Genomic DNA, 25063 nt, shown 5'->3' on the forward strand with positions numbered 1-25063 from the left:
GCCCAGGACGGGTTCTGCGGGTTATGGTTCAGGAAATCACGCCACAGGACTTCGGCAATGTCAGCCATACCCATCGGGGCACCCGGGTGGCCGGATTTGGCTTTCTGTACTGCGTCCATGCTCAGGGCTCGCAGCGCGTTGGCGCACAGGCTGCGGGTGGTTTTTGTGGTATTCATAAGTCTCTTTTCCTGCCCTTACAGCATCTGCTGAATCTGATTTTCCAGTTTGACCTGATCGACCGCGAACAGGCGGATACCTTCCGCCAGTTTTTCCACCGCCATCGGATCCTGATGATGTTGCCAGAGGAACTCCGCCTGAGTCATCGGGCTGGGGCGGGTTTCCGTCACGCAGCCGGGCGCCAGCTGGCGACTCAGCGTCCCTTCACTGGCGGCCAGTTCATCAAGCAGCGCCGGGGAGATAGTCAGGCGATCGCAACCTGCCAGCGCCTGGATCTGCTCGATACGGCGGAAGCTGGCCCCCATCACCACGGTGTCGTAGCCGTGCGATTTGTAGTACTGATAAATCTGGCGCACGGAAACCACGCCCGGATCGCTGTCGACCTGATACTCCGACTGCGGTTGGTTTTTCTGATACCAGTCGTAAATACGCCCTACGAACGGCGAGATTAAAAAGACGCCGGCTTCGGCGCAGGCCCGCGCCTGGGCAAAGGAGAACAGCAGGGTCAGGTTACAGTTGATACCGCTTTGTTCCAGCTCCTCTGCGGCGCGAATCCCCTCCCAGGTGGCGGCAAGTTTGATGAGGATGCGTTCCGGCCCGACGCCGTTCTTTTCATACATCTGAATAAGCTTGCGCGCCTTCGACACGCACATCCCGCGATCCCAGGCAAAACGGGCATCGACTTCGGTAGAAATACGCCCGGGCACATGACGCAGCACCTCGGTACCGATATCCACCGCCACCTGATCGCAGGCGTTTATAAGCTGCGTTTCCGGGCTGCCGCCCTGCCGACGCGCCTTGCCGATGGCGTCGGCAATGAGTGCCTGATACTGCGGGAGCTGCGCGGCCTTCAGCACCAGTGAAGGGTTGGTAGTCGCATCCTGCGGGGCAAATTTTTTAATCGATTCGATATCGCCGGTGTCGGCAACCACCGTGGTGTATTTTTTCAGTTCGTCTAACTGGCTCATAGTCTGTTCCTTATATTACGACTGCGGATATTAATCTCTGGCATGCTGGTGTTCGTAATAGTCGATACGCTCCACTTTTGACGCGGAGCCGCCGCCTTCATATTCGGATTCAAGCCAGGCCTGAATAATTTTTTTGCCCAGCTCCGGGCCAATCACGCGCGCGCCAAGAGTGATAATCTGCGCGTTATTACTTTTGCGCGCCCGCTCGGCGGAGAAAGTATCGTGGCATTGGGCGGCTCGTATCCCCGGCACTTTATTCGCCACAATGCTCATTCCAATACCGGTGCCGCAAATCAGGATGCCGCGATCGTGCTCGCCCTGCTTTATTGACATTGCCACCGCGTGGGCAACATCCGGGTAGACCATGCTGCCCTGGCGTTTATCGCTGCTGTAATCCGCGACCTTAATTCCCTGCCCATTCAGATAAGCGACGATAGCGTCGCGAAAAGCATAGGCGGCATCATCCGCACCAATAGCGATTGTTTTCATGATAATTTCCTTAATTTAGCTGTACGTCTTAATTTAGTTCCGGATAGAAAAAGATTTGGTCGCCACGCTGAATATTCTGGGGGACGTCACCATTGAGATGCACCATCCCCGGTAATTCAGCGGTGGCAGCGCCATCAAATTTTAAAGTGATATGGCCAAGCTGTTTTAAATTTGCCGTTGCAACACCACCTACCGCCGTGACTCGATAAATAGTCTCATTTATTTTCATTATCTGCCCGGGTGCCAATTCAGCTGTCAGCTCACTGCTCTGATGTACGGCGCAATACATCGCAATATCGTCAGGAACGGATTCAGAAAATAAAATCAGCTGATGCTCCTGTAGATAGTCTTTGACATATTTCCCGACAGCCGTGATAAGTAATGAATACAACGGCGCAGTCATATTATTTGTTCCCTTTGGTGGCAGGCGAAGATAATGTCACTTTCTCTTCACTGGTTTCTTCTTTTACCGGTTCAACCCTCGGCGCGCGCTTTTTCAGACGCTTATCAAACCAGGCCACCAGTATCGGCGCGGTAATCATGGTGATGATGCTCGCCGTCGCCAGCTGCGCGGTCGCGGCATCCACGTACATCGCCAGCGAGGGATCGGCCTGAGCCACCATTGCCGGCGTCAGCGCAGAGCTGGCGGCGGTTGTCCCCAGCGCGGCGCCCAGCGCGGTTTTCTTCTTCAGGAACAGGTTGTAGATAAAATAGAACACAATGCCGGTTAGCGCAGAGATAATGCCAAGCAGGATCCCGGACAGTCCGGCGGTAAAGACCGTGTTAATGCTGGAATTGGCGCCGATGGCAAACGACATAATAATGATAATCAGCGGCTGAGCGGCGGCGCACAGCTGTTTGAAACGCTCATCAAGGTTGCCCCACAGCATACCAATCAGCAGCGGGATAAGCATCGATAGCAGCGCGGCGAAAGGAATATTGGCCAGGCCGCTGACCCCCAGCACCATCATGGTAACAAAGGGCCCATCCTTGACGCAGAAGACGGAGATCGCCCCGGCATCGCTGGCATCGCCGTAGTTGCTGCACAGCGCGATATATAGCGAGCTGTTGGAGCTGGTTAAACAGGCAATCAGCGCCAGGGTCGAAATACCGAGGAAACCGTTGGGGCCAAACATCGCCCCGGCCACCCATACGGCCAGCGCGCCGGCGAGGCATTTCAGCAACAACAGCACCGCGCCTTTATAGAGCGGCAGGCCGGCCTGGCGGATATTGATCGAGGTACCACAAATCAGCAGAAAAATCCCCATCATTGCGCTGGAACCGACTTTGAATAATGCGGTCGTCGGGCCGCCGATGCCCAAGACTTCTGGAGCAAAGGTATTAATAAGAATCGCCACGAGCAACGGAATAATAATTAAACCGCCTGGCACCTTATTCATCTTCTCTAATATATTTATGTTCATAGGGTAACTCATAAATTATGATTTAACAGAGATAACGACGCAATACTACCCGGACGACCATTACGTCGCTTTTTATTTATATGACCTGTGGGTTATAGCTGCGCTTCTTTATAAATTCTTTCAACAATCGTGCTAATAATATCTTCTGGTCCGGTTAAACCGCCTTTGCCGACGCAAATCAATCCCGCATAATCGCCGCCGATAATACGCACCATATCGGTTTGCGGTATCACGTAGTCGATCATTTCAATGCCGGTAGCGCCAAGCTCTTTAAGAACATTTACCATCGTATCGCCGCCGGTCATATACAGGCCTTTAATTTCTCCGGCTGCGCAGTTAAGCACTTCACGAACAATATTCCCCAGTCCCTGGTTAATATTTTCCGCAGCCTGTCCGTGGACCAGCCCAAAGCGCTGCTCTTCTTCCTGAAGATTCAGCAGCCGCCCGGTTAACGCGGATTCAAAAACGAAGATAGCGTTCTGCTGCGCCGGCACGCACTGCCGGGCATGCTGCACCACGCGATTCACTTCGATTTCAGCGGCGTTTTTCCTGTCAACCAGCAGTTCGGCATCAACAGGGATGTGACACACTCTTTCATCATTAGCGATCAGGTACTGAAGCTGCTTTTTGGTCACCGGCGTGGCGCTACCGGCAACCACCAGAATCGAACCGCGCGGGTTTTCCGCCCCTGACGACGCTGTTGCGCTGCTGCGCGCTTCCCGCATCAGGCCACGACGGACCGCAAGCCGCTCGGTAAAAGGCCCCGGGTCGACCGCCAGCACGTTCCAGTTCAGCGCCACCACCGCCCCGGCAATCGCATCGACATCGTCAACGGTAATCGCATCGACGACGATCACCCGCACGCCGCGCTGCTGCTGTTCCTGGAGATCCCGCTGCAGTTGCTCCTCGCCTTTCATTACCGACGCCAGCGCGATATGCCCGACCTGATGATGGGTCTGCGCCGCCAGCAATCCCGGCACCCAGGATTCGGTAACCGGAGTACGCACATCGCGTGCGACATCGGTTCGCGAAAGCGCGACGGAGTCAATTACCGAATAGCCGCCAACCAGAATACGCCGCGACTGCGGCATCGCCGGCACGACGACGGCAACCGTTTCCAGCGGCAATTGTTCCAGCATGGCATCAATTTCAAAGCCGATGCCGCCGCGCAGCGTGGTATCAATACGCTTGGTAAAGTAGTGCGCGCCGCGCGCCTGCAGCTGCTTCACCGCGGCGCTGACCTGCTGCTGGGCTTCCGCTTTCGGCAAAGGACGGCTGTCGCTGCTGACGACCATCGCCGGATACTCCACCTCATTGCGGGCGAAGGATTCAGTATCGAAGAATGCGGCGGTTTTTAACCCGCTACGCGCCAGCAGCACCCCGACGGTGGTCGCACCGGTCAGATCGTCGGCCACGATCCCCAGCTTACCGCCTTCCCCCTGCGGCCAGATCATTTCAATACAGGCTGGCGTCACGCCGGAGACGTAGATCCCTTCATGAATAAACTCCGCCAGCGGACCACTTTTACCGGTGGGATGGAGGTTAATCGTCGGAATACCGCGTTTGGGATAGAGACCGCAGCGTAGCGTGCCGCCGCAGTCGATAACCATCAGACCGATCTCCTCTTCCGGCGGCTCGCCGTTTTTAAATACGTCGACGGAAGGCCAGCCGGTCAGTTCGCTCAGGCGCTCAACAACCGGGGGACAAATCCCCCCGGTGATATAAGCAATCTTTTTCGCCTGGCTAATATTAATGGTCAGCGGCCCGCCCCAGCCCTTACAGCCTTTGCTAATTAACAGATGTTTTTCCATTTCTCTGCCCTTTTGCTTCGCATTAACCTCAGCGATTAGTGGTTTTTCATTTTCCAGTAGCTCACCGCGGCCATTGTGGACTCCAGCATACTGACGGTGCCCGCTTTACCGGTGCCGGCAATATCAAACGCCGTGCCGTGGTCTACCGAGCTACGCATAAACGGCAGGCCAAAGGTAATGGTTACGGAACGCTCAAAATCGAGGGTTTTACAGGCGATATGCCCCTGATCGTGATAAAGCGAGAGGATGGCGTCATAGCGCCCCTGTTTACCCAGATGGAAGACGGAATCTGCCGGCACCGGGCCGATGGCGTTAATCCCCATTTCCTGCGCCGCTTTGACTGCCGGGATGAGGTTATCGGCTTCTTCGTGGCCAAACAGGCCGTTGTCTGAACCATGCGGATTCAGCGCGGCTACCGCAATGCGCGGATTTTTGATATTCAGCGCGGTAAACTCATGGTGGATCTGCTGCACGCAGGCCAGAACGCGCTCTTTATTGGCGTAATCGCAGGCGTCTTTAAGCGCCATATGACGGCTCACGAAGAAGACCCGTAGGTTATGAACGTGGAACATGGTCAGGCCATAATCGGATTGCGTTTCAACCTGATAGATTTCGGTATGACCCGGCAGTTTACATCCCGCCAGCTTGATTGCTTCTTTATGAATCGGCGCGGTAGAGACCACATCGATCAGGCCGGCTTTCCCCAGTTCGATAGATTTCAGCACATAGTCCAGCGACATCTGCCCCGCCAGCTTCTGCACTTTGCCCCATTCAATGCTCTCGCAGTCATACTCACCGGTTTCCAGCACGTCCAGCGTACCCCAGCTGAAGCGAGCTTCCTGCGGATGGCTAATTTTGTTAATCGGAAAATCACAGCCCATGATTTTCATTGCTCTGGCGATAATCGGCGCTGAGCCAATCAAAAAAGGTTTGCACTCGTCGTAGACGCTTTTCTCCATCATCGTCGCGACTGAAATCTCCGGACCAATCCCGGCAGGATCGCCAATGGTAAGTGCGACAACGGGCTTTTTCTCTTGTGACATCGTGGACCTCTCGTAGTGAAGTTCGGTTTGTTCATATGTTCAATAGTGAATCATATGCTCAAAACATTACCTGATGATTGAGAGGTTATTAGTGATTTAGATCACATAAAAAAATCCATAGATTTATTTTATAAAAAAATGTGATCTAACATATGTTCATTGGGTGATAAAAAGTTCAATCTCTCTCATAAGCGAAAGCCATTTCACGACAAGCTATTGATTTACCTATTATGGAGAACAAGATGGAACAAATCTGGTTAGGAACCAGCTGGAAAATGAATAAACCGTTATCGCAAGCCATGGCCTTTTGTGAAACGCTGGCGCAGCGGTTACCGCAGGTGAGGCATCCGAAAATCCAGCCGTTTATTATTCCCCCTTTCACCGCCATTTATCCCGTCAGCCAGTATCTACAGCAGCATCAGATCCCCTGCCTGACCGGCGCGCAGAATATGCATGAAGCGGAAAACGGCGCCTGGACCGGTGAAATTTCCGCCGCCATGCTGGCTGAAACCGGCGCCTCCCTGGTCGAGCTTGGTCACTCCGAGCGTCGCGGCGCGTTCAATGAATCCGACGCCGCCATTAACCAAAAAGTGCATCGCGCCCTGCGCCACGGCCTTCGACCTCTGATCTGTATCGGCGACAGCGCCGATGAAAAACGCTGGCAGGTCTCACGGGAAACGGTAGTGCGGCAGATGAAAATCGCGCTTTATGGCCTGAATGAACAGCAGGTTTTACACACTCTGGTTGCTTATGAGCCCATATGGGCTATCGGCGAACACGGCACGCCGGCGACGCCGGAGCAGGCCGCAGAGATCCACCGGGCGCTGCGTCAGGCGTTATGCGAGACCTTCGGCGAAGAAATCGGACAGCGCATTCCCCTGCTGTACGGCGGTAGCGTCAATCGGCAAAATGCCGTAGAACTGCTTCAGCAGGATGACGTTAACGGACTGTTTATTGGCCGCGCGGCATGGGATGCCAACGGCTATTGCGACATTGTTCAACGCGTTACAGAGGAATTTATTCTTCAGGCGCAGTAGTATTAGGGAGACATCAAAGATGGAAACACCAGGCGATAACTATGACTGAACAAGACTCAGATTATGCGCTGCTGACAGAAATTGCCGTGGCCTATTACGATCAGGAGCAAACCCAGGAAGAGATTGCAAAACGCTTTGGGATCTCACGCATTAAGGTCGGTCGGTTGCTGAAAAAAGCTCGCCACGAAGGGATTGTCGAGATCAGCGTGAAATACCACCCGGTCTTTAGCTCCCAGATTGAGCAGCAGTTTATCTCCCATTTCGGCATCAAGCGCGCGCTTATCGCCCTGGACCATCACGACGAGGATGAACAGCGCCAGCAGGTCGCGGCGCTGGTCAGCAACTATCTCGCCGGGATCCTCAAAAGCGATATGACCGTGACCGTCGGGCAGGGTCGCAACGTCGCCGCCGTGGCCAACCACGTGGGGATCTTTCCAGAGCGCAACTGTCGCTTTATTTGCGGTATCGGCGGCACCAAGCGCGACAACCAGCTGATCGATGCCGATCACATCAGTCGAAACCTGGCGCGTAAATTCAACGGTTTTAGCGAAACGCTGTACGCCCCGGCCTATGTCGAAACGCCGGAACTGCGCTCAGCGTTTATGCAAAACCGGCTGATTAAAGCCACGCTCGAACAGGCAAGCAAGGCGGATGTAGCCATCATTGGCCTTGGCGATATGAACGAAAATAGCTTTATGGTGCAGCTCGGCTGGTTCTCCCCACAGGAAATTGCGACCGCGCGCCAGGAACAGGGCGTAGTGGGCGATCTCGCTGGCTATAGTTTTTTCAATATTCAGGGTAAACCGGTTGATACGGTGATGAACGATCGGGTTATCGGCCTGAGCCTTGAACAGCTTCGCGCCATCCCGTGCGTGATCGCCATTGCTTCGGAAAGCACCAAGGCAACGGCGATCCTCGGCGCGCTGCGCACCGGCGTAATTGATGTGCTGGCCACCAGCGCATCTAATGCCCGGGCGGTGATCAATATGCAGAAGGCGCTATGAATAAAGGGCGCCGAGGCGTCCTGAATTTCATGAGCGGCCTGCCCAGGCGATTGCCGTACGCTTTTTCCGGGCGGTGGCAAAAGCCGGGATTATTTCTTGCCCTGATTTTTCGTTAAGACAGCATCAAGCTTGCCCGCAATATCATTCAGCGGCTTCCACAACGCGCCCAGCACGATAAGCGGCCCGAACCACGCCGAACCGCCCTGCGCGCTCTGGCCCTCAATCATCAGAAACAGCAGATGAAACAGGCAGGAAGCCGCGGATACGACGCCGAGAATAAGAGAGAGGATGAACAGAATATTTCTGCTATCAGAAAGACGAGGCAGGCCATACTGACTCCACAGGCCAACCCCCACTGCGGCCAAAAATATCGCAGCAGATAGTGCTAATGGGCTATCCATAGCCACTCCTGTTTTCCGTAACGCGGTATTGGTGAGGTTGCGTCTACCCGGCCAGCTGTTTCAGCAGCTTTTCCACAAAGCGCGGCACTTCTTCGCTTGCCGGGCCATAGTGTTTCTCGGCAAATTCGCTGCCTACCTGGCTTGGTTCGAGATTTAGCTCAACCGTGTGGGCGCCCTGCAGCCGCGCTTCATGGACAAACCCTGCCGCCGGATAAACGTGCCCGGAAGTACCGATGGCGATAAAGATATCCGCCTCCGCCAGCGCCAGGTAGATTTCATCCATATCCAGCGGCATCTCGCCGAACCACACCACGTGCGGGCGCAGCGGCGCGGGAAACTGGCAGCAGTGACACTTATCTTCCGTCGTCACATCACCGGTCCACGCCACCACCTGGCCGCTCCACGAACAGCGCACCTTCAGCAGCTCGCCGTGCATATGGATCACCCGACGGTTGCCCGCGCGCTCGTGCAGATTATCGATATTCTGGGTCACCAGTAGAAAATGGTCACCCAGTCTCTCTTCCAGCCGCGCCAGCGCCTGATGCGCCGCATTGGGCGCAATGTCCGGGCTTTGCAGCTGACGACGGCGATCGTTGTAAAACGCCTGCACCAGCGCCGGGTCGCGGGCGAACCCTTCCGGCGTGGCGACGTCTTCTACCCGATGCTCCTCCCACAGGCCGTCGGCGGCGCGGAAGGTTTTAATTCCCGACTCCGCCGAAATACCCGCGCCGGTTAGCACCACGACTCTTGGTTTTTCCATCGTTTCAGGTGTCTCCTTATCTTCGCCGAAGAAAATCCGCTGACGCAGACGGTCTCGTAACCGACGCTTATTGCGGCGAAATCGGCTTAATCGATGTAAGCGGCGCGACTGCATAGCTACCTCTGTCGTTAATGAGTCAGATGAAGGAAGGCCGCACCGCGCATACCTCCCGCATCGCCATGACGCGCGCGTTCGATGCGCGGCACGCTGGCAACGGGGAGCAGATGTCGCGGCAGGCGCTGCGCCAGCCCTTCGGTTATTGCTGTAAAGTTAGACAATCCCCCGCCCAACACCAGCAGATCCGGGTCGACAATCGTTAAAATATTGCCCAGGCACACCGCCAGCAGATCGAGGTAGCGCTCAACGTGCTCGCGCGCCTTCGCGTCGCCCTGCTGCCAGAGCGCGACGATCTCGGGTGAGGTTAAGGATTGTTGGTAAAAATGGTGGTACAGCCAGGCAAAGCCGCGTCCGGAAAGGTAGTTTTCAATGCAGCCCAGTTGGCCGCAGCCGCAGCGCGTAAGCGGGAAATCGCGCCCTACGACTTCCAGCGCATCCACCGGCAGGCGGATATGGCCGAATTCGCCGGTTATATAGCGATGCCCGGTAATCGATTTACCGTTAAGCACCAGCCCGCCGCCAACGCCGGTGCCGAGGATCATCCCCATCACCAGCGGGTATTGGGTAAATTCGTCGTCCCACGCTTCGGAGAGGGCAAAACAGTTGGCGTCGTTATCAAGCCGCACATCGCGCCCCAGCCGCTCGCTCAGATCGGCCCGCAGCCGTCTGCCGCTGGCGGCAGGGACGTTGGCGGCATATAGCGTACCGTCTTCCGTCTCCGGCATGCCGGGAATACCGATGCCCACCGAACCCTGACAGCCGAAGCGCTGGTCGGCCTCCGCCACCAGCGCTTCTACCGCTTGCAAAAAATCTTCATAGCTCTCTTTTGGCGTGGCGACGCGTTTTTCCCACTGCAGCCGCCGCGCGTTATCAAATACGCCCAACGCTATTTTGCTGCCGCCAATGTCAAATCCATAGTACATTTCAGCCATTCCTCTTTACCGATCGGCAACGCCGACCATGACGATAAATTACTGGCCACTCAGCACCCTCGCCGGGTCAATGCGGCTGGCGCGGCGGGCGGGATACCAGCTGGCCAGCAAACTCAGCAACAGTGCCGTCACCAGCACGTAAACGACGTCCAGCCAGTGCAGTTCAGACGGCAGGAAGTCAATAAAATAGATGTCGCCGGAGAGGAATTTATGCCCGATCAGATCCTCAATACCGTTAATGATTGCGGTCAGCTTAAATGCGCAGATAATGCCAATAGCCACGCCAATCAGGCTACCTACCGAACCGGCAAGTAAACCATACCATACGAAAATCGCGCGGATCAGCCCGTCTTTTGCGCCAAGCGTGCGCAGCACCGCAATATCGCCGCTTTTATCTTTCACCGCCATCACCAGGGTCGAGACGATATTAAAGCAGGCCACGCCAATCACCAGCACCATCGCCAGATACATAATGGCGCGAATCATCTGAATATCCCGGTACATATAGCCGTAGGTACCGATCCAGCTTTTGATGTAAACGTAGCTGTTGGTCACTTCGCCCGCATCGCGTACCAGCGTATTGGCATGAAACACGTCGGTCACTTTGATAGCGATCCCCGTCACGCTGCTGCCCATATCCAGGTACTGCTGCGCATCCTGCATGGGAATCATGGCAAAACTATGATCGAGCTGGCCGCTGAGCTGCAAAATGCCGGTAACATGAAGCCTGACGCGCTTTGGCTGCAGCAGCTGGTGCTCGGCATCGGAGTTAGGGATCATGATCGACACCCAGTCGCCCTGCTTGACGTGCAGCGCATCGGCAACGCCCTTACCGAGGATCACCTGCTGCTCGCCGGCTTTAAAGCTGGCCCACGCATTGTTCTGCACAAAGTTGGGTAACGAACTGAGACGACTTTCCTGCTGCGGGTCGACGCCTTTCACCTGAATTGCGCGCATGTTGCTGCCGCTCTCCACCAACCCGGTGAAGTTAATATAAGGCGCCGCGGCAACGATGCCTTTGACCTTCTCAACCTTCGCCAGCGCCTCGTTCCAGTTGTTCCACGGCTGGTTTACCGGCTCAATTTCACCGTGCGGGACCACCGCCAGAATGCGGTTATTGAGCTCGCGTTCGAAGCCGTTCATCGCGCTCAGGCCAACGATCAACACCGCCACGCCCAGCGCGATACCGATGGTCGAGATAACCGAAATCAGCGACACCATCCCACCGCGCCGCCGTCCACGGCTAAAGCGCAGAGCAATTAATAACGATAACGGAGAAGCCATTACTCAGCCCCCATCAGGGAGAGTTCGGCTGTCAGGCGCCCGTCGCGCATCTCCAGCTGGCGGCTCATGCGTTTTGCCAGCTGGAGGTCGTGCGTCACCACCAGGAAGGCGGTACGCTGGGCGATGTTCAGCTCGCCAAGCAGCTGAAAAATGCTGTCGGCGTTGCGGGCGTCAAGGTTACCGGTGGGCTCGTCCGCCAGCACCAGGCGCGGTTTATTCACCAGCGCGCGGGCAATCGCGACGCGCTGACGCTCGCCGCCGGAGAGCTCCGAAGGACGGTGATCGCTACGGTGCTCAAGCCCAACAGAGCGCAGCATCGCTTTCGCCTGACGCTCGATATCCGCCGCCTTCTGTTTACCAATCAGCAGCGGCATCGCTACGTTTTCCAGGGCGGTGAAATCCGGCAGCAGATGGTGAAACTGATAGATAAAGCCCAGTTCGCGATTGCGCAGATCGGCGCGGGCGGCGGCGGAGAGCCGGCTCATTGGCTGGCCGGAAAAGATAACGTCACCGGAGGTTGGCGTGTCCAGCCCGCCCAGCAGATGCAGCAGCGTACTTTTGCCAGAACCGGAGGTACCGACAATCGCCATCATCTCGCCCTCTTCAATGCTGAAGCTGACATCGTGCAACACGTCGGTCTGCACGGTGCCTTCCTGATAGCGTTTGCACAGGTTGTCGCATTGCAGCAGGATCTTATTCATAACGTAAAGCCTCAGCGGGTTGAGTGGCGGCAGCGCGCCATGAAGGATACAACGTAGAGAGTAATGCCAGCGCCATGGCCACGAGGGCAATGACGATGACCTGCAGCGGCTCAATAGCCACCGGCAGCGCGGCGCCGTCTAGGAACGCGCCGATAATCGGCATCAAATTATTGAGCTGGCTGGCAAGCAGCGCGCCCAGCCCGGCGCCGAGCAGCGCACCGACGATCCCGGCGCTGGCCCCCTGGACCATAAAGACCAGCATGATCTGCCGCGGCGTCAGGCCGAGGGTCTGCAGGATCGCCACTTCACCCTGTTTTTCCATCACCATCATGCCCAGAGAAGTAATGATGTTAAAGGCGGCCACGGCGATAATCAGGCTCAGCAGCAGGCCCATCATATTTTTTTCCATCCGCACGGCCTGGAACAGTTCGCCTTTTCGCTCTCGCCAGTCCTGCCATTTGGTGCCTTCCGGCAGTTTCTGCTGGCTGAGCGTGTCGACCTGCAGAGGCTGATTCAGCCACAGACGCCAGCCGGTAATGTTCCCCTGGGGGTAACGCATCAGGCGAGAAGCATCGTCGATATTGGTCAACATCTGATAGCCATCGACTTCGCTGCTGGCGGCAAAGGTACCGATCACGTTGAACAGGCGCTGGCTGGGAAGCCGCCCCATCGGGGTAAACTGGCTGGCGGAAGGCACCATCACGCGGATCCGATCGCCGCGGTTGACCCCCAACTGCCCTGCCAACTGCTCACCCAGGATGACGTTATATTTTCCGGCCTGCAGATCGCTCTGCTTCACGTTAACCAGATAAGGGGTCAATGGATCTTTTTGCGCCGGGTCGATGCCGAGCATCACGCCAACCGCTACGCTGCGGGCGCTTTGCAGCACCACATCGCCGGTGGTCAGCGGCGCCACGCGGGTGACGCCCTGTAGTCTGGCTGTGCTTTCCGGCAGTTTTTGCGGGTTTATAGACCCCTGCTGTGCGCTGAGAATGGCCTGCGGCATCAGCCCCAGGATGTTGTTTTGCAGCTCGCGCTCAAAGCCGTTCATCACCGAAAGAACGGTCACCAGCGCCATCACGCCAAGCGTAATGCCAATAGTGGAAAGCCAGGAGACGAAACGACCGAAGCGGTCGGCTGCGCGCCCGCGCATATAGCGAAGGCCGATAAAAAGTGCGGCAGGTTGATACATGTAATCCATCTGATTGCTGATAGCCGATGTCCGAGTATATAAGCGATTATGAGCAGCGTAAATGACTGAAACCTGTAGATTTTATTGGCAAAATCAGTAAAAAATCAATATAAACAACAACATAGAAACATAAGTCGTTATTTAACTTTACGCTTATCGGAGTTCGTTACATTTCCGTCCGTAACATGACATTTGCGATACGGGTTGGCGAATCCTGGTCGATCGCTGATAATCAGACTATTGAATATCAGCGAGTTGCCCTCCATATCGGCAGAGCGAATCCTCAAGAGATCATGATACCGTCTATGCCTGAACAATACCGATACTCTCTGCCGGTTAAAGCCGGCGATCAGCGCCAGCTTGGCGAACTGACCGGCGCGGCCTGCGCCACTCTGGTGGCTGAAATGGCCGAGCGCCACGGCGGCCCGGTGGTACTGATAGCCCCCGATATGCAGAACGCCCTGCGTCTGAATGATGAAATCAGGCAGTTTACCGACAGCATGGTAGCAGGCCTGGCGGACTGGGAAACGCTCCCCTACGATAGCTTCTCTCCGCACCAGGATATTATCTCTTCACGTCTCGCCACCCTGTACCAGCTCCCGACCATGGAACGCGGCGTGCTGATCGTCCCGGTCAGCACTCTCATGCAGCGCGTCTGTCCGCATAATTTCCTCCACGGCCACGCGCTGGTGATGAAAAAAGGCCAGCGGCTGTCGCGGGATGCGCTGCGCTCGCAGCTGGATAGCGCCGGCTATCGTCACGTCGATCAGGTCATGGAGCACGGCGAGTACGCCACGCGCGGCGCATTGCTTGATCTGTTCCCGATGGGCAGCGAGCAGCCCTACCGTCTCGATTTTTTTGATGATGAGATCGATAGCCTGCGTCTGTTCGACGTCGACAGCCAGCGAACGCTGGAGGAAGTCGCCAGTATCAACCTGCTTCCGGCGCACGAATTTCCGACCGACCAGGCCGCTATCGAGCTGTTTCGCAGCCAGTGGCGCGACCGCTTCGAGGTTAAGCGCGACGCCGAGCATGTTTATCAGCAGGTCAGTAAAGGCACGCTGCCTGCGGGGATCGAATACTGGCAGCCTCTGTTCTTTAACGAACCGCTGCCGCCGCTGTTCAGCTATTTCCCGGCGAAAACGCTGATCGTCAACACCGGCGATCTCGAAGCCAGCGCCGAACGCTTCCAGAATGAAACCCGCGCTCGCTTTGAAAATCGCGGCGTTGATCCGATGCGTCCGCTTTTGCCGCCGGAGCAGCTGTGGCTGCGCAGCGATGAACTGTTCAGCGAGCTGAAAAAATGGCCGCGCGTGCAGCTCAAAACCGAACGCCTGGCGGAGAAGGCCGCTAATACCAATCTCGGCTATCAAAAATTACCCGAGCTGGCGATTCAGGCGCAGAACAAAGCGCCGCTGGATAACCTGCGCCGATTCCTCGAATCCTTTAGCGGGCCGGTGATTTTCTCGGTTGAGAGCGAGGGACGCCGCGAAGCACTCGGTGAAATGCTGGCCCGCATCAAGATCGCGCCAAAGCATATTTTGCGTCTTGAAGAGGCGACGGGTAACGGCCGCTATTTGATGATCGGCGCCGCCGAGCATGGCTTTATTGATAGCCAGCGCAACCTGGCGCTGATTTGCGAAAGCGACCTGCTGGGCGAGCGCGTTGCCCGCCGTCGTCAGGATTCACGCCGCACCATCAATCCGGATACGTTGATTCGTAACCTGGCGGAGCTGCATATCGGTCAGCCGGTGGTGCATCTTGAGCATGGAGTTGGGCGCTATGCCGGAATGACGACCCTTGAAGCGGGCGGCATTAATGGCGAATACCTGATGCTGACCTACGCCAACGACGCCAAACTGTACGTCCCGGTGTCCTCACTGCATCTGATTAGCCGCTATGCGGGCGGGGCGGAAGAGAATGCGCCGCTGCATAAACTGGGCGGCGACGTCTGGGCGCGAGCGCGGCAGAAAGCGGCCGAGAAAGTGCGCGACGTGGCCGCCGAGCTGCTGGATATCTATGCCCAGCGCGCGGCGAAAGCCGGCTATGCGTTTAAACATGATAAACAGCAGTATCAGCTGTTTTGCGACAGCTTCCCGTTCGAGACCACGCCCGACCAGGCGCAGGCTATTAACGCCGTCCTGAGCGATATGTGCCAGCCTCTGGCGATGGACCGTCTGGTGTGCGGCGATGTTGGCTTCGGCAAAACGGAAGTGGCGATGCGCGCCGCTTTCCTGGCGGTCGAAAACCATAAGCAGGTGGCGGTGCTGGTGCCAACCACCCTGCTCGCCCAGCAGCACTTCGATAACTTCCGCGATCGCTTTGCTAACTGGCCGGTGCGTATTGAGATGCTTTCGCGCTTTCGCAGCGCCAAAGAGCAGGCGCAGATCCTTGAGCAAGTCGCGGAAGGAAAAATCGATATTCTTATCGGCACCCATAAACTGCTGCAGCCGGACGTTAAGCTGCGCGATCTCGGTCTCCTGATTGTTGATGAAGAGCACCGCTTTGGCGTGCGTCACAAAGAGCGCATCAAGGCAATGCGCGCCGACGTCGATATCCTGACCCTGACCGCGACGCCTATTCCGCGCACGCTGAATATGGCGATGAGCGGTATGCGCGATCTTTCGATCATCGCCACGCCGCCCGCCCGCCGTCTGGCGGTCAAAACCTTCGTGCGCGAATATGACGCGCTGGTGGTACGCGAGGCGATCCTGCGTGAGGTGCTGCGCGGCGGCCAGGTTTACTACCTCTATAATGACGTGGAAAACATCCAGAAAGCCGCCGAGAGGCTGGCGGAGCTGGTGCCGGAAGCGCGCATTACCATCGGTCATGGACAGATGCGCGAGCGCGAGCTCGAGCGGGTGATGAACGATTTCCATCACCAGCGTTTTAACGTGCTGGTCTGTACCACCATTATCGAAACCGGGATCGACATACCCACGGCGAACACCATTATTATTGAGCGTGCCGATCACTTCGGCCTGGCTCAGCTGCATCAGCTACGCGGACGCGTTGGCCGGTCGCACCATCAGGCCTATGCCTGGCTGCTGACGCCGCATCCGAAAGCGATGACCCCCGATGCGCAAAAACGCCTTGAGGCTATTGCATCGCTGGAAGATCTCGGCGCTGGCTTTGCGCTGGCGACCCATGACCTCGAAATTCGCGGCGCGGGCGAGCTGCTGGGCGAAGATCAGAGCGGTTCTATGGAAACCATCGGCTTCTCCCTCTATATGGAGCTACTGGAAAACGCCGTTGACGCGCTGAAGGCCGGGCGCGAGCCCTCGCTGGAAGATCTCACCAGCCAGCAAACCGAAGTTGAGCTACGGATGCCGTCGCTGCTGCCAGACGACTTTATCCCGGATGTGAATACTCGCCTGTCGTTCTACAAACGCATTGCCAGCGCGAAGAGTGAGAATGAGCTGGAGGAGATCAAAGTCGAACTTATCGATCGCTTTGGCCTGCTGCCGGATCCGGCCCGGAATCTGCTCGATATCGCCCGGCTGCGCCAGCAGGCGCAGAAGCTGGGGATCCGCAAGCTTGAGAGCAATGAAAAAGGCGGCACCATTGAGTTTAACGAGAAGAATAACGTTAATCCGATGTGGCTGATTGGCCTGCTGCAGAAGCAGCCGCAGCACTATCGACTGGATGGCCCGACGCGCCTCAAATTTACGCAGGACCTCGCCGAGCGTAAAACGCGGATGGACTGGGTGCGCCAGTTTATGCTTCAGCTGGAAGAGAACGCCACCGCTTAACGGTGCCCGGGATACGATCCGCGCGTCGTATCCCGGCCCCCTCATATTCGGCAAAATTTACAAACAGTTTGCAATCCCTCTGCACTTCCACACACTCTTTCGACCATAATCTCAGGGACTTTTCGTATAAAAATAACCGCTTACTTAATATGGAATTAAGGTAATGAAGAGCTTTTCGCGACTTTCTTTCTGGCTGGGGATGATGGCTATCGCCGCCGCGCTGGCGCTGCCCGCTCGCGCCAATACCTGGCCCCTGCCGCCTCCGGGCAGCCGTCTGGTCGGGCAGAACCAGTTCCACGTGGTCGAGAATAACGGCGGCTCGCTGGAAGCGATCGCTAAGAAGTACAACGTCGGTTTTCTGGCCCTGCTTCAGGCGAACCCCGGCGTGGATCCTTACGTTCCGCGAGCCGGTAGCGTACTGACCATCCCGCTGCAAACGCTGTTGCCCGATGCAACGCGGGAAGGATTAGTCCTGAATCTGGCCGAACTTCGTCTCTATTACTATCCGCCGGGCAAAAATGAAGTGACCGTGTACCCTATCGGCATCGGCCAGCTCGGCGGTGATACCATCACCCCAACGATGGTCACCACCGTATCCGACAAACGCGCCAACCCGACCTGGACGCCTACGGCCAATATTCGCGCCCGCTATAAGGCGATGGGCATTGACCTGCCTGCCGTTATGCCCGCCGGGCCGGATAACCCGATGGGCCACCACGCCATTCGTCTGGCAGCGTACGGCGGCGTCTACCTGCTACACGGCACCAACGCCGATTTCGGTATCGGCATGCGCGTAAGCTCCGGCTGTATTCGTCTGCGCGATGATGATATCAAAGCGTTGTACAATGAAATTAGCCCGGGCACCCGAGTGACGATAATCAATACGCCCATTAAGGTATCCGTTGAGCCGAACGGTACCCGTCTGGTAGAAGTGCACCAGCCGCTGTCAAAGCATATTGACGACGATCCGCAGACCCTGCCGATTACGCTCACTGACAGCATGCAGGCTTTCAAACAGGCGCAGTTGACCGATACCGAAGTGATGGAACGTGCAATGATGCTGCGCTCCGGTATGCCGGTTGATGTGACCCGTCACCCTCGGGCCAGCGAACAGTCGCTATAGTTCATCCGCTAACGGACGTAAAAAAACCGCCTTCAGTTCACTGAGGCGGTTTTTTTATGGCAATAATCAAACAGAGTACAGCTTTACTGCGTTTCGCGGCGCTATAAAGGGGTGGGCGCCGCGTCTCAGCAGGGAATAACTTACTTCTTACTTCGCGCGGTCAACTGAAGGGGGTCAGAACCGCGCGTGGTCAGTGGCAAAACAGGGGTGGTGCTAAATTACTTATAGATAACCGCGGTTCCGTGAAGGGTATTTGGACCGGTTACTGAAGTGATACGGTAAGAGGTTGCACCCATCTCTTCCGCTTTTTGCGCCAGCTGATCTTCCAGAGAACCCAGGTTGGTACCAGCAGAGGCGGAAACGGTACCGATTTTATGCTGGCCTGCCGGAGTGGATTGAACTTCAACAGCGGCAAAGCTGGCGAAAGAGAGCGAGCTGAGAACAGCGGCGATGGCTAATGTTTTAACATTTTTCATGATTATTAAACCTGTGCAGATGAATATTTTTGTAGGGACGAACGCATTTACTTAACGATCGATAGGTAAATAATAATGTGATCCACATCACACGTCAAACTATTTTTATAACGTTCGTTTAACTATTTACAAACAGCTTAAAATTCATACATATATGAATTATTTATTTTTAGGCCTGCATCGCTGGCAGCCCATCAGCTTTATTTTTATAATGCTTCTTCAACACACCAACACAGGTACAGCGGCACCATGACAACTGACGTTCAAAGTTGCACGAAAAAAAGCCGTGGCCGACCTAAAGTGTTCGACAGGGAAGCGGCGCTGGATAAGGCCATGACACTCTTCTGGCAGCACGGCTATGAAGCCACCTCTCTCGCCGATCTAGTCGAGGCGACGGGCGCAAAAGCGCCAACGCTTTATGCCGAGTTCGTGAATAAAGAGGGGTTGTTTCGGGCGGTGCTGGATCGCTACATCTCGCGTTTTGCCGCCAGGCATGAGGCGCTTTTGTTTGACGACGAGAAAACCGTCGATCGGGCCTTGCGCGATTATTTCACCGCCGTCGCGACCTGCTTCACCAGCAAAGAGACGCCAGCAGGCTGTTTTATGATCAATACCTCTGCGGCGCTGGCGGCCTCCTCAACCGATATCGCCAATACCGTGAAGTCGCGGCACGCGATGCAGGAACAGACGCTCACTCATTTTCTCCAGCAGCGGCAGCTGCGCGGCGAACTGCCGCCAGACGGCGATGTTCATCAGCTGGCGCAGTTCCTGAACTGTATACTGCAGGGGATGTCCATCAGCGCCCGCGAAGGCGCCGATTTCACTAAAATCATGCAAATTGCCGAAACCACGCTGCGGTTGTGGCCCCAGGTTCTTCAGCGCTAATTTCTCCTTTACCGGTGGGCGCACCACCGGTTTCACCCCGCCTTACCCACACATTACGTCATGTTTTCAGTCGTTTATTTGTTTTTTTCTCGAGAATGATATTGATAACAATAATCAATACGGGCAGAATTCAGCCTTAAACATTTCTGTTTATTTCACCCTGTAACAACCGGTGCACCCGTACCGGAAAATTAAAACAACGATATCGTTAGCCCTAACTAATTCGAGTTGCAGGACAAGGTACTTGTGCCTTGAACTGCGCTAGTGCTGGCCCCGTAGGGGCCAGCGCCATGGATGGGCCGAGTAATCCAAAGCCAACACCTGCGACTTGAAGAATGACGGGCATAAACTCATAAAAGGAATGAGCATGAACAAGCGTCTCTGGGTACTCAACCCACTGCTGCTGGCAACCGCCCTGCCCGCCTGGGCCGCTGATGACAATATGATCGTCAGCGCTAACCGAACGCATCGCACCGTCGCTGAAATGGCGCAGACCACCTGGGTCATTGAAGGCCAGGAGATTGAACAGCAGGTACAGGGCGGTAAAGAATTTAAAGATGTGCTTGCGCAGCTGATCCCTGGCATCGACGTCAGCAGCCAGGGACGCACCAACTACGGCATGAACATGCGCGGCCGCGCGATCGTCGTCCTGATCGATGGCGTTCGCCTTAACTCCTCCCGTACCGACAGTCGCCAGCTGGATTCAATCGATCCGTTTAACATTGAACACATTGAGGTGATCTCCGGCGCCACCTCGCTCTACGGCGGCGGCAGTACCGGTGGTCTTATCAATATCGTCACCAAAAAGGGACAACAAGAGCGTCAGGTCGATCTGGAACTGGGAGGCAAATCCGGCTTTGCTAATAGCAACGATCGCGATGAACGCGTGGCGGCAGCGGTCAGCGGCGGTACCGACCACGCTTCCGGTCGTTTGTCGGTCGCTTATCAGCGCTTCGGCGGCTGGTATGACGGTAACCACGATGCGCTAATCCTGGATAATACCCAGACCGGCCTGCAGCATTCCGATCGCCTCGACGTCATGGGGACGGGAACCATTGAAATTGACGATAACCGTCAGCTGCAGCTGGTTACGCAGTATTATAAAAGCCAGGGCGACGATTATGGCCTGTACCTGGGGAAAAATATGTCGGCGGTGACCGGCGACGGCAAGGCCTTTACCACCGATGGTCTGAACTCGGACCGCGTACCCGGCACCGAGCGTCACCTCATTAGCCTGCAGTATTCCGATGCCGATTTCCTTGGCCAGAACCTCGTCAGTCAGGTTTATTATCGCGATGAATCCTTGTCCTTTTATCCCTTCCCTACGCTGAGCAAAGGCCAGGTTAGCAGCTTCTCATCCTCAAAACAGGATACCGATCAATACGGGGCGAAAGTCACCCTTAACAGCCAGCCGCTGGACGGATGGGACCTGACCTGGGGGCTGGATGCGGACCACGAAACGTTCAACGCCAATCAGATGTTCTTCGATCTGAATCGATCAATGTCTTCCGGGGGCCTGAATAACCAGGCAATCTATACCACTGGCCGTTATCCCGGCTACAGCATTACCAACCTGGCGCCGTTCCTGCAGTCCAGCTACGATCTGAACGATATTTTCACCCTCAGCGGCGGCGTACGTTACCAGTGGACGGAAAACCGGGTCGATGACTTTGTTGGCTATGCCCAGCAGCAGGATGTCGCCGGCGGTAAGGTCAGCTCGGCGGATGCCATTCCGGGCGGAAAAACCGATTACGATAACTTCCTGTTTAACGCCGGGATCGTTGCTCATCTCACCGACCGCCAGCAAACCTGGTTTAACTTCTCTCAGGGCGTTGAGCTACCGGACCCGGGGAAATACTACGGCATCGGCAAGTACGGCGCGGCGGTCAACGGCCATCTCCCGCTTCTCTCCAGCGTTAACGTCGGCGACTCGCCGCTGCAGGGGATCAAAGTCAACTCTTACGAACTGGGCTGGCGCTATACCGGTGATAACCTGCGCACCCAGCTGGCGGCATACTATTCGACCTCCGATAAGACGATTGTCGTTAACCGTACCGACATGACCATCGACGTGCAGTCCGATAAACGCCGTATTTACGGCCTTGAAGGGGCCGTAGATTACTTCTTCCCGAATAGCGACTGGAGCGCCGGAGCTAACTTTAACGTGCTGAAATCTCAGGTGAAGAGTGACGGTAGCTGGCAGAAGTGGGACGTGACGCTCGCCTCGCCGTCAAAAGCCACCGCCTGGGTTGGCTGGGCGCCCGAACCGTGGTCGCTGCGGATACAGAGCCAACAGGTATTCGATCTCAGCGATGCCAGCGGCAATAAGCTTGATGGTTATAATACCGTGGACTTTATCGGCAGCTACGCGCTACCTCTTGGCAAACTGACCTTCAGTATCGAGAACCTGCTTGATGAAGATTATGTCACCGTCTGGGGCCAGCGCGCGCCGCTGCTCTACAGCCCAACCTACGGCAGCAGCTCTCTGTACGAATATAAAGGTCGCGGCCGTACCTTTGGCCTGAACTACGCACTGAGCTTCTGATAAAAAAAGCCCCTCGGCCTGAGCGACTGAGGGGCTAATAGAGATAAACATCTTTTTTACGCTTTGTTAGTCAGAATCAGTTGACCATTGCTGTCCAGCGGGATTTGCGCGCCAGGGTCACGATCCATACGGATTTTGCCCTGCTGGTCGCCGATTTTGTAAGTGACGTCATAGCCGAGCATTTTTTCCGATTTGTCATACACCGTTTTACAGCGCTGCTGCGTGGTTGTGTAGGTGTCCCCTTCCTGCATTGAGCCCTGAATCTGGTTACCAGCATAGCCGCCGCCCAGCGCGCCCACGACGGTGGCAACGTCGCGGCCGCGGCCGCCGCCGAACTGATGACCAATCACCCCGCCGGCCACTGCGCCTAAGACTGAACCGGCAATACGGTTTTCATCCTGCACCGGGCGACGATGAGTGACGGTGACGTTTCGGCACTCTTTACGCGGGGTTTTAATGCTCTCTTTTATCGGCGTACTGGACACCACCTGCGCATACTGCGGTCCGCGATCTAACACGTTAAGACCGGCAACGGCTGCAACGCCCAGCGCGGCAGCCACGCCAATCCCTATACCCGCCAACATAGATTTATTCACGGGACATCCTCCTTTGTTGCTATTACCGCTAAGTTTGCCGCTCAGCCATAAGCCTTGCAAATAAGAAAGCGGATGAAAAGTGCGTGAACGTACGGCAAATCAAGGTGATTCGGAGAAATCTGAGGGGGTTTTACGGAAAAGACAGGAGGATATTCTGGATATTTCCGGGGGAAAGCTTAGCGGAGGGATCCGGGCGACAGCACCTTTTGGCTCTGCCGCCCGAACAACATTAATGCAGCTTCAGACGCGGGCGAATAATACGGTTGATACGCCCTACCAGCATCATCAGGCCGGTTTTGAAGTAACCGTGCAGCGCAATCTGGTGCATACGGTACAGAGAGATATAGACGAAACGCGCAATGCGCCCTTCAATCATCATTGAACCGCGCATCAGGTTGCCCATCAGGCTGCCCACGGTGGAATAGTTGGAGAGCGACACCAGCGAACCGTGATCCTTATAGGTATAGGCTTTAAGGGGTTTACCTTTCATCTGCGCCAGAATATTGTGCAGAGCGCAGGTCGCCATCTGGTGCGCAGCCTGAGCGCGCGGTGGGACAAAACCGCCTTCAGGACGGGCGCAGGAGGCGCAGTCGCCAATGGCGTAGATATCTTCGTCGCGAGTGGTTTGCAGCGTCGGCTCAACCACCAGCTGGTTAATGCGGTTGGTTTCCAGGCCGCCAATCTCTTTCATGAAGTCCGGCGCTTTAATGCCGGCCGCCCAGACCATCAGATCCGCGTTAATAAATTCGCCTTCTTTCGTGTGCAGACCGTTAGCATCGGCGCTGGTGACCATGGTTTTGGTCAAAACGCGAACGCCCAGCTTGGTCAGCTCGTTGTGCGCCGCGCCGGAGATACGTGGCGGCAGTGCCGGCAGAATACGCTCGCCGGCTTCAACCAGCGTCACGTTCAGAGCTTCGTTAGTCAGACCTTTATAGCCGTAGCTGTGCAGCTGCTTCACCGCGTTATGCAGCTCGGCCGACAGCTCAACGCCGGTTGCGCCGCCGCCTACGATGGCGATATTCACCTTACCGTCCGCCCCAAGATTCGCCGAGTACTTGAGGAACAGATCCAGCATTTCCTGATGGAAACGACGCGCCTGGTGCGGGTTGTCGAGGAAAATGCAGTTTTCTTTAACCCCTGGCGTATTGAAATCGTTAGAGGTACTTCCCAGCGCCATCACCAGCGTGTCGTAAGGCAGCTTACGTTCAGGTACCAGCAGCTCACCCTTTTCGTTACGCAGTTCAGCAAGGGCGATCGTTTTGGTCTCGCGGTTAATATCTACCACTGACCCCAGCTGGAACTGGAAGCCGTGGTTACGGGCGTGGGCCAGGTAGCTCAGCGCGTCTACACCTTCATCAAGTGAACCGGTCGCTACTTCATGTAGCAGCGGTTTCCACAGGTGGCTGTGGTTACGATCGACCAGCGTAATTTTGGCTTTCTTATTGCGGCCCAGCTTTTTACCCAGCTGGGTAGCCAGCTCCAGCCCACCGGCACCACCACCCACAATCACTATTTTTTTCAATGGTGTAGTCACGCGACCCCCTAAAATTATTAACCAATTGTTAATTAAAGGTTATTGATATAGCCTTTAATTAACAACAGGTTACGGCATTGAAACCATTCAGCGAGATCGAGAATAACATGAACGGTGCATTGGTCATACCAAAATTGATATGCATCAAGTTTTACTGCATATTTTTTGAGCGCGCAATCGCAGAAATGGATAAAAAAAGCCCGCATTGTTTTCACATTGCGGGCCGGGAGCGATCAGCCGAGGGTTTTGAAGGCTTTTATTCGCTGGAGATGCGGGGAGATATTTTTAAACTTGTGGGTCTGTTCTTCATCCCAGATGATCTCATAGTAGTGGTGCAGCAGGTCCGCAGAACGCTGGCTATCCAGCGCTTCATCCTGTCGTGACAGCACCACCAGGCAGCGGTCGCGGTTTTTTTCACGGAAATTATTCACGCACTTGGTGGCGATATCAGCATACTCTTCCGGCCGGTCAATCTTGCCTTCCATGTTTTCATCAGGAAACAGGTTGGGGTTGAAAACGGCCTGGCGAATATCGCAAAGAAAGCCAATTCTCTCCGCCCAGAAACCACCGAGACCCACGCCGCAAATGAGGGGTCGATCGTCGGCGCTTAGCTGCAGCATTTTATCGACTTCTTTTAACAAATGCTGCATATCATGTTTAGGATGCCGCGTGCTGTAGCTAATCAACCGGACATCGGGGTCAATAAACTGAAGCTGTAGCACCTTCTCATGGTTACCGGGGCTGTTTGAGTCAAAACCATGTAAATAGATAATCATCGCATCCTCACCAGACAACAACGCCTTTCAGGTATA

General features: G+C 55.7%; 23 protein-coding genes and 1 pseudogene. 6 read left to right on the plus strand and 18 right to left on the minus strand.

Annotated elements, in window-relative coordinates:
• From ACSIPU_RS19535 to pdxA, 7 genes are all read right to left on the minus strand, one after another.
• Window positions 1-176: hypothetical protein (locus tag ACSIPU_RS19535; protein ID WP_172696758.1), on the minus strand; the 176-nt coding region annotated here is incomplete at its 3' end.
• 18 nt (window positions 177-194) lie between these two features.
• A complete protein-coding gene (gene tal, locus ACSIPU_RS19540; protein ID WP_004112205.1) occupies window positions 195-1145 on the minus strand; it encodes a transaldolase in 951 nt (316 codons plus the stop codon).
• Window positions 1146-1175: 30 nt separating this feature from the next.
• Window positions 1176-1634 (minus strand): ribose 5-phosphate isomerase B, encoded by a 459-nt coding sequence (rpiB, locus tag ACSIPU_RS19545; protein ID WP_004101165.1) that lies wholly within the window; start codon window positions 1632-1634, stop codon window positions 1176-1178.
• A gap of 28 nt (window positions 1635-1662) precedes the next feature.
• Window positions 1663-2037, minus strand: coding sequence for a PTS glucitol/sorbitol transporter subunit IIA (locus ACSIPU_RS19550; RefSeq protein ID WP_004112203.1), 375 nt, complete (start codon window positions 2035-2037; stop codon window positions 1663-1665).
• 1 nt (window position 2038) lies between these two features.
• A complete protein-coding gene (locus tag ACSIPU_RS19555) occupies window positions 2039-3058 on the minus strand; it encodes a 2-keto-3-deoxygluconate permease (protein ID WP_004101158.1) in 1020 nt (339 codons plus the stop codon).
• Window positions 3059-3150: 92 nt separating this feature from the next.
• The gene (locus tag ACSIPU_RS19560; RefSeq protein ID WP_016807639.1) at window positions 3151-4869 is read right to left on the minus strand and encodes a four-carbon acid sugar kinase family protein; all 1719 of its coding nucleotides are present in this window, start codon (window positions 4867-4869) and stop codon (window positions 3151-3153) included.
• Window positions 4870-4904: 35 nt separating this feature from the next.
• Complete coding sequence (gene pdxA, locus ACSIPU_RS19565; RefSeq protein ID WP_004101149.1) at window positions 4905-5912, minus strand: 4-hydroxythreonine-4-phosphate dehydrogenase PdxA; 1008 nt, start codon at window positions 5910-5912, stop codon at window positions 4905-4907.
• 242 nt (window positions 5913-6154) lie between these two features.
• On the opposite strand from pdxA, the gene ACSIPU_RS19570 reads away from it, so the two are divergent.
• Both ACSIPU_RS19570 and ACSIPU_RS19575 read left to right on the plus strand, forming a co-directional pair.
• On the plus strand, window positions 6155-6949 hold the full coding sequence (locus tag ACSIPU_RS19570) for a triose-phosphate isomerase (RefSeq protein ID WP_142472486.1): 795 nt from the start codon (window positions 6155-6157) through the stop codon (window positions 6947-6949).
• Between the two features lie 41 nt (window positions 6950-6990).
• On the plus strand, window positions 6991-7953 hold the full coding sequence (locus tag ACSIPU_RS19575; RefSeq protein ID WP_004101147.1) for a sugar-binding transcriptional regulator: 963 nt from the start codon (window positions 6991-6993) through the stop codon (window positions 7951-7953).
• 89 nt (window positions 7954-8042) lie between these two features.
• Here the strand turns inward: ACSIPU_RS19575 and ACSIPU_RS19580 are convergent, their stop codons facing one another.
• The 7 genes and pseudogenes from ACSIPU_RS19580 to ACSIPU_RS19610 form a co-directional block, all read right to left on the minus strand.
• On the minus strand, window positions 8043-8354 hold the full coding sequence (locus ACSIPU_RS19580; protein ID WP_016807637.1) for a hypothetical protein: 312 nt from the start codon (window positions 8352-8354) through the stop codon (window positions 8043-8045).
• A 43-nt stretch (window positions 8355-8397) separates the two neighbouring features.
• Window positions 8398-9228 carry a Sir2 family NAD+-dependent deacetylase gene (gene cobB / locus ACSIPU_RS19585; protein ID WP_004101139.1) on the minus strand — a complete coding sequence of 277 codons (831 nt, stop codon included), beginning with the start codon at window positions 9226-9228 and terminating at the stop codon, window positions 8398-8400.
• Window positions 9229-9242: 14 nt separating this feature from the next.
• Window positions 9243-10154 carry an N-acetylglucosamine kinase gene (gene nagK, locus ACSIPU_RS19590; RefSeq protein ID WP_004101137.1) on the minus strand — a complete coding sequence of 304 codons (912 nt, stop codon included), beginning with the start codon at window positions 10152-10154 and terminating at the stop codon, window positions 9243-9245.
• A gap of 48 nt (window positions 10155-10202) precedes the next feature.
• Window positions 10203-11447 (minus strand): lipoprotein-releasing ABC transporter permease subunit LolE, encoded by a 1245-nt coding sequence (lolE, locus tag ACSIPU_RS19595; RefSeq protein ID WP_016807634.1) that lies wholly within the window; start codon window positions 11445-11447, stop codon window positions 10203-10205.
• Complete coding sequence (lolD, locus tag ACSIPU_RS19600) at window positions 11447-12148, minus strand: lipoprotein-releasing ABC transporter ATP-binding protein LolD (protein ID WP_017146116.1); 702 nt, start codon at window positions 12146-12148, stop codon at window positions 11447-11449. The genes lolE and lolD overlap by 1 nt, the downstream gene beginning before the upstream one ends.
• Window positions 12141-13340, minus strand: coding sequence for a lipoprotein-releasing ABC transporter permease subunit LolC (lolC, locus tag ACSIPU_RS19605; protein WP_017146117.1), 1200 nt, complete (start codon window positions 13338-13340; stop codon window positions 12141-12143). Before lolC ends, lolD begins: the two co-directional genes overlap by 8 nt.
• Before the next feature lie 185 nt (window positions 13341-13525).
• Window positions 13526-13606, minus strand: a pseudogene (locus ACSIPU_RS19610) (hypothetical protein); the annotation flags it as partial.
• Window positions 13607-13645: 39 nt separating this feature from the next.
• On the opposite strand from ACSIPU_RS19610, the gene mfd reads away from it, so the two are divergent.
• Entirely contained in the window at window positions 13646-17092 is a 3447-nt protein-coding gene (gene mfd, locus ACSIPU_RS19615) for a transcription-repair coupling factor (RefSeq protein ID WP_017146119.1), read from the plus strand.
• A 163-nt stretch (window positions 17093-17255) separates the two neighbouring features.
• The gene (gene ldtC, locus ACSIPU_RS19620; RefSeq protein WP_004112192.1) at window positions 17256-18215 is read left to right on the plus strand and encodes a L,D-transpeptidase LdtC; all 960 of its coding nucleotides are present in this window, start codon (window positions 17256-17258) and stop codon (window positions 18213-18215) included.
• Window positions 18216-18433: 218 nt separating this feature from the next.
• On the opposite strand, the gene bhsA is transcribed toward ldtC, so the two are convergent.
• Window positions 18434-18691, minus strand: a complete 258-nt coding sequence (bhsA, locus tag ACSIPU_RS19625; RefSeq protein WP_004131427.1) for a multiple stress resistance protein BhsA — start codon at window positions 18689-18691, stop codon at window positions 18434-18436.
• A gap of 249 nt (window positions 18692-18940) precedes the next feature.
• Between bhsA and ACSIPU_RS19630 the strand changes: the two genes are divergently transcribed.
• On the plus strand, window positions 18941-19576 hold the full coding sequence (locus ACSIPU_RS19630; protein WP_004101129.1) for a TetR/AcrR family transcriptional regulator: 636 nt from the start codon (window positions 18941-18943) through the stop codon (window positions 19574-19576).
• A gap of 367 nt (window positions 19577-19943) precedes the next feature.
• Window positions 19944-22121: a TonB-dependent siderophore receptor gene (locus ACSIPU_RS19635; RefSeq protein WP_196557988.1), complete on the plus strand. Its 2178-nt coding sequence runs from the start codon at window positions 19944-19946 to the stop codon at window positions 22119-22121.
• A gap of 56 nt (window positions 22122-22177) precedes the next feature.
• Here ACSIPU_RS19635 and ACSIPU_RS19640 read toward each other — a convergent pair whose 3' ends face one another.
• The 3 genes from ACSIPU_RS19640 to ycfP form a co-directional block, all read right to left on the minus strand.
• Window positions 22178-22717, minus strand: coding sequence for a glycine zipper 2TM domain-containing protein (locus ACSIPU_RS19640; RefSeq protein ID WP_004101127.1), 540 nt, complete (start codon window positions 22715-22717; stop codon window positions 22178-22180).
• Between the two features lie 229 nt (window positions 22718-22946).
• Window positions 22947-24251 (minus strand): NAD(P)/FAD-dependent oxidoreductase, encoded by a 1305-nt coding sequence (locus ACSIPU_RS19645; protein ID WP_004101125.1) that lies wholly within the window; start codon window positions 24249-24251, stop codon window positions 22947-22949.
• Between the two features lie 233 nt (window positions 24252-24484).
• Window positions 24485-25027: an alpha/beta hydrolase YcfP gene (gene ycfP / locus ACSIPU_RS19650; RefSeq protein ID WP_004101110.1), complete on the minus strand. Its 543-nt coding sequence runs from the start codon at window positions 25025-25027 to the stop codon at window positions 24485-24487.
• Window positions 25028-25063: the final 36 nt, after the last annotated feature.

This window comes from Klebsiella sp. HN106 (assembly GCF_051209435.1).
Lineage (GTDB): Bacteria > Pseudomonadota > Gammaproteobacteria > Enterobacterales > Enterobacteriaceae > Klebsiella > Klebsiella oxytoca.

What these genes read in the sequence shown, in the direction of transcription:
- ACSIPU_RS19550 (WP_004112203.1), bottom strand. Translation starts at nt 2,037, where the DNA reads ATGACTGCGCCGTTGTATTCATTACTTATCACGGCTGTCGGGAAATAT.
- pdxA (WP_004101149.1), bottom strand. Translation starts at nt 5,912, where the DNA reads ATGTCACAAGAGAAAAAGCCCGTTGTCGCACTTACCATTGGCGATCCT.
- lolC (WP_017146117.1), bottom strand. Translation starts at nt 13,340, where the DNA reads ATGTATCAACCTGCCGCACTTTTTATCGGCCTTCGCTATATGCGCGGG.
- ACSIPU_RS19630 (WP_004101129.1), top strand. Translation starts at nt 18,941, where the DNA reads ATGACAACTGACGTTCAAAGTTGCACGAAAAAAAGCCGTGGCCGACCT.
- tal (WP_004112205.1), bottom strand. Translation starts at nt 1,145, where the DNA reads ATGAGCCAGTTAGACGAACTGAAAAAATACACCACGGTGGTTGCCGAC.
- ycfP (WP_004101110.1), bottom strand. Translation starts at nt 25,027, where the DNA reads ATGATTATCTATTTACATGGTTTTGACTCAAACAGCCCCGGTAACCAT.
- ldtC (WP_004112192.1), top strand. Translation starts at nt 17,256, where the DNA reads ATGAAGAGCTTTTCGCGACTTTCTTTCTGGCTGGGGATGATGGCTATC.
- lolE (WP_016807634.1), bottom strand. Translation starts at nt 11,447, where the DNA reads ATGGCTTCTCCGTTATCGTTATTAATTGCTCTGCGCTTTAGCCGTGGA.
- lolD (WP_017146116.1), bottom strand. Translation starts at nt 12,148, where the DNA reads ATGAATAAGATCCTGCTGCAATGCGACAACCTGTGCAAACGCTATCAG.
- ACSIPU_RS19555 (WP_004101158.1), bottom strand. Translation starts at nt 3,058, where the DNA reads ATGAACATAAATATATTAGAGAAGATGAATAAGGTGCCAGGCGGTTTA.
- bhsA (WP_004131427.1), bottom strand. Translation starts at nt 18,691, where the DNA reads ATGAAAAATGTTAAAACATTAGCCATCGCCGCTGTTCTCAGCTCGCTC.
- rpiB (WP_004101165.1), bottom strand. Translation starts at nt 1,634, where the DNA reads ATGAAAACAATCGCTATTGGTGCGGATGATGCCGCCTATGCTTTTCGC.
- ACSIPU_RS19635 (WP_196557988.1), top strand. Translation starts at nt 19,944, where the DNA reads ATGAACAAGCGTCTCTGGGTACTCAACCCACTGCTGCTGGCAACCGCC.
- ACSIPU_RS19580 (WP_016807637.1), bottom strand. Translation starts at nt 8,354, where the DNA reads ATGGATAGCCCATTAGCACTATCTGCTGCGATATTTTTGGCCGCAGTG.
- ACSIPU_RS19575 (WP_004101147.1), top strand. Translation starts at nt 6,991, where the DNA reads ATGACTGAACAAGACTCAGATTATGCGCTGCTGACAGAAATTGCCGTG.
- ACSIPU_RS19570 (WP_142472486.1), top strand. Translation starts at nt 6,155, where the DNA reads ATGGAACAAATCTGGTTAGGAACCAGCTGGAAAATGAATAAACCGTTA.
- ACSIPU_RS19560 (WP_016807639.1), bottom strand. Translation starts at nt 4,869, where the DNA reads ATGGAAAAACATCTGTTAATTAGCAAAGGCTGTAAGGGCTGGGGCGGG.
- cobB (WP_004101139.1), bottom strand. Translation starts at nt 9,228, where the DNA reads ATGCAGTCGCGCCGCTTACATCGATTAAGCCGATTTCGCCGCAATAAG.
- nagK (WP_004101137.1), bottom strand. Translation starts at nt 10,154, where the DNA reads ATGTACTATGGATTTGACATTGGCGGCAGCAAAATAGCGTTGGGCGTA.
- mfd (WP_017146119.1), top strand. Translation starts at nt 13,646, where the DNA reads ATGCCTGAACAATACCGATACTCTCTGCCGGTTAAAGCCGGCGATCAG.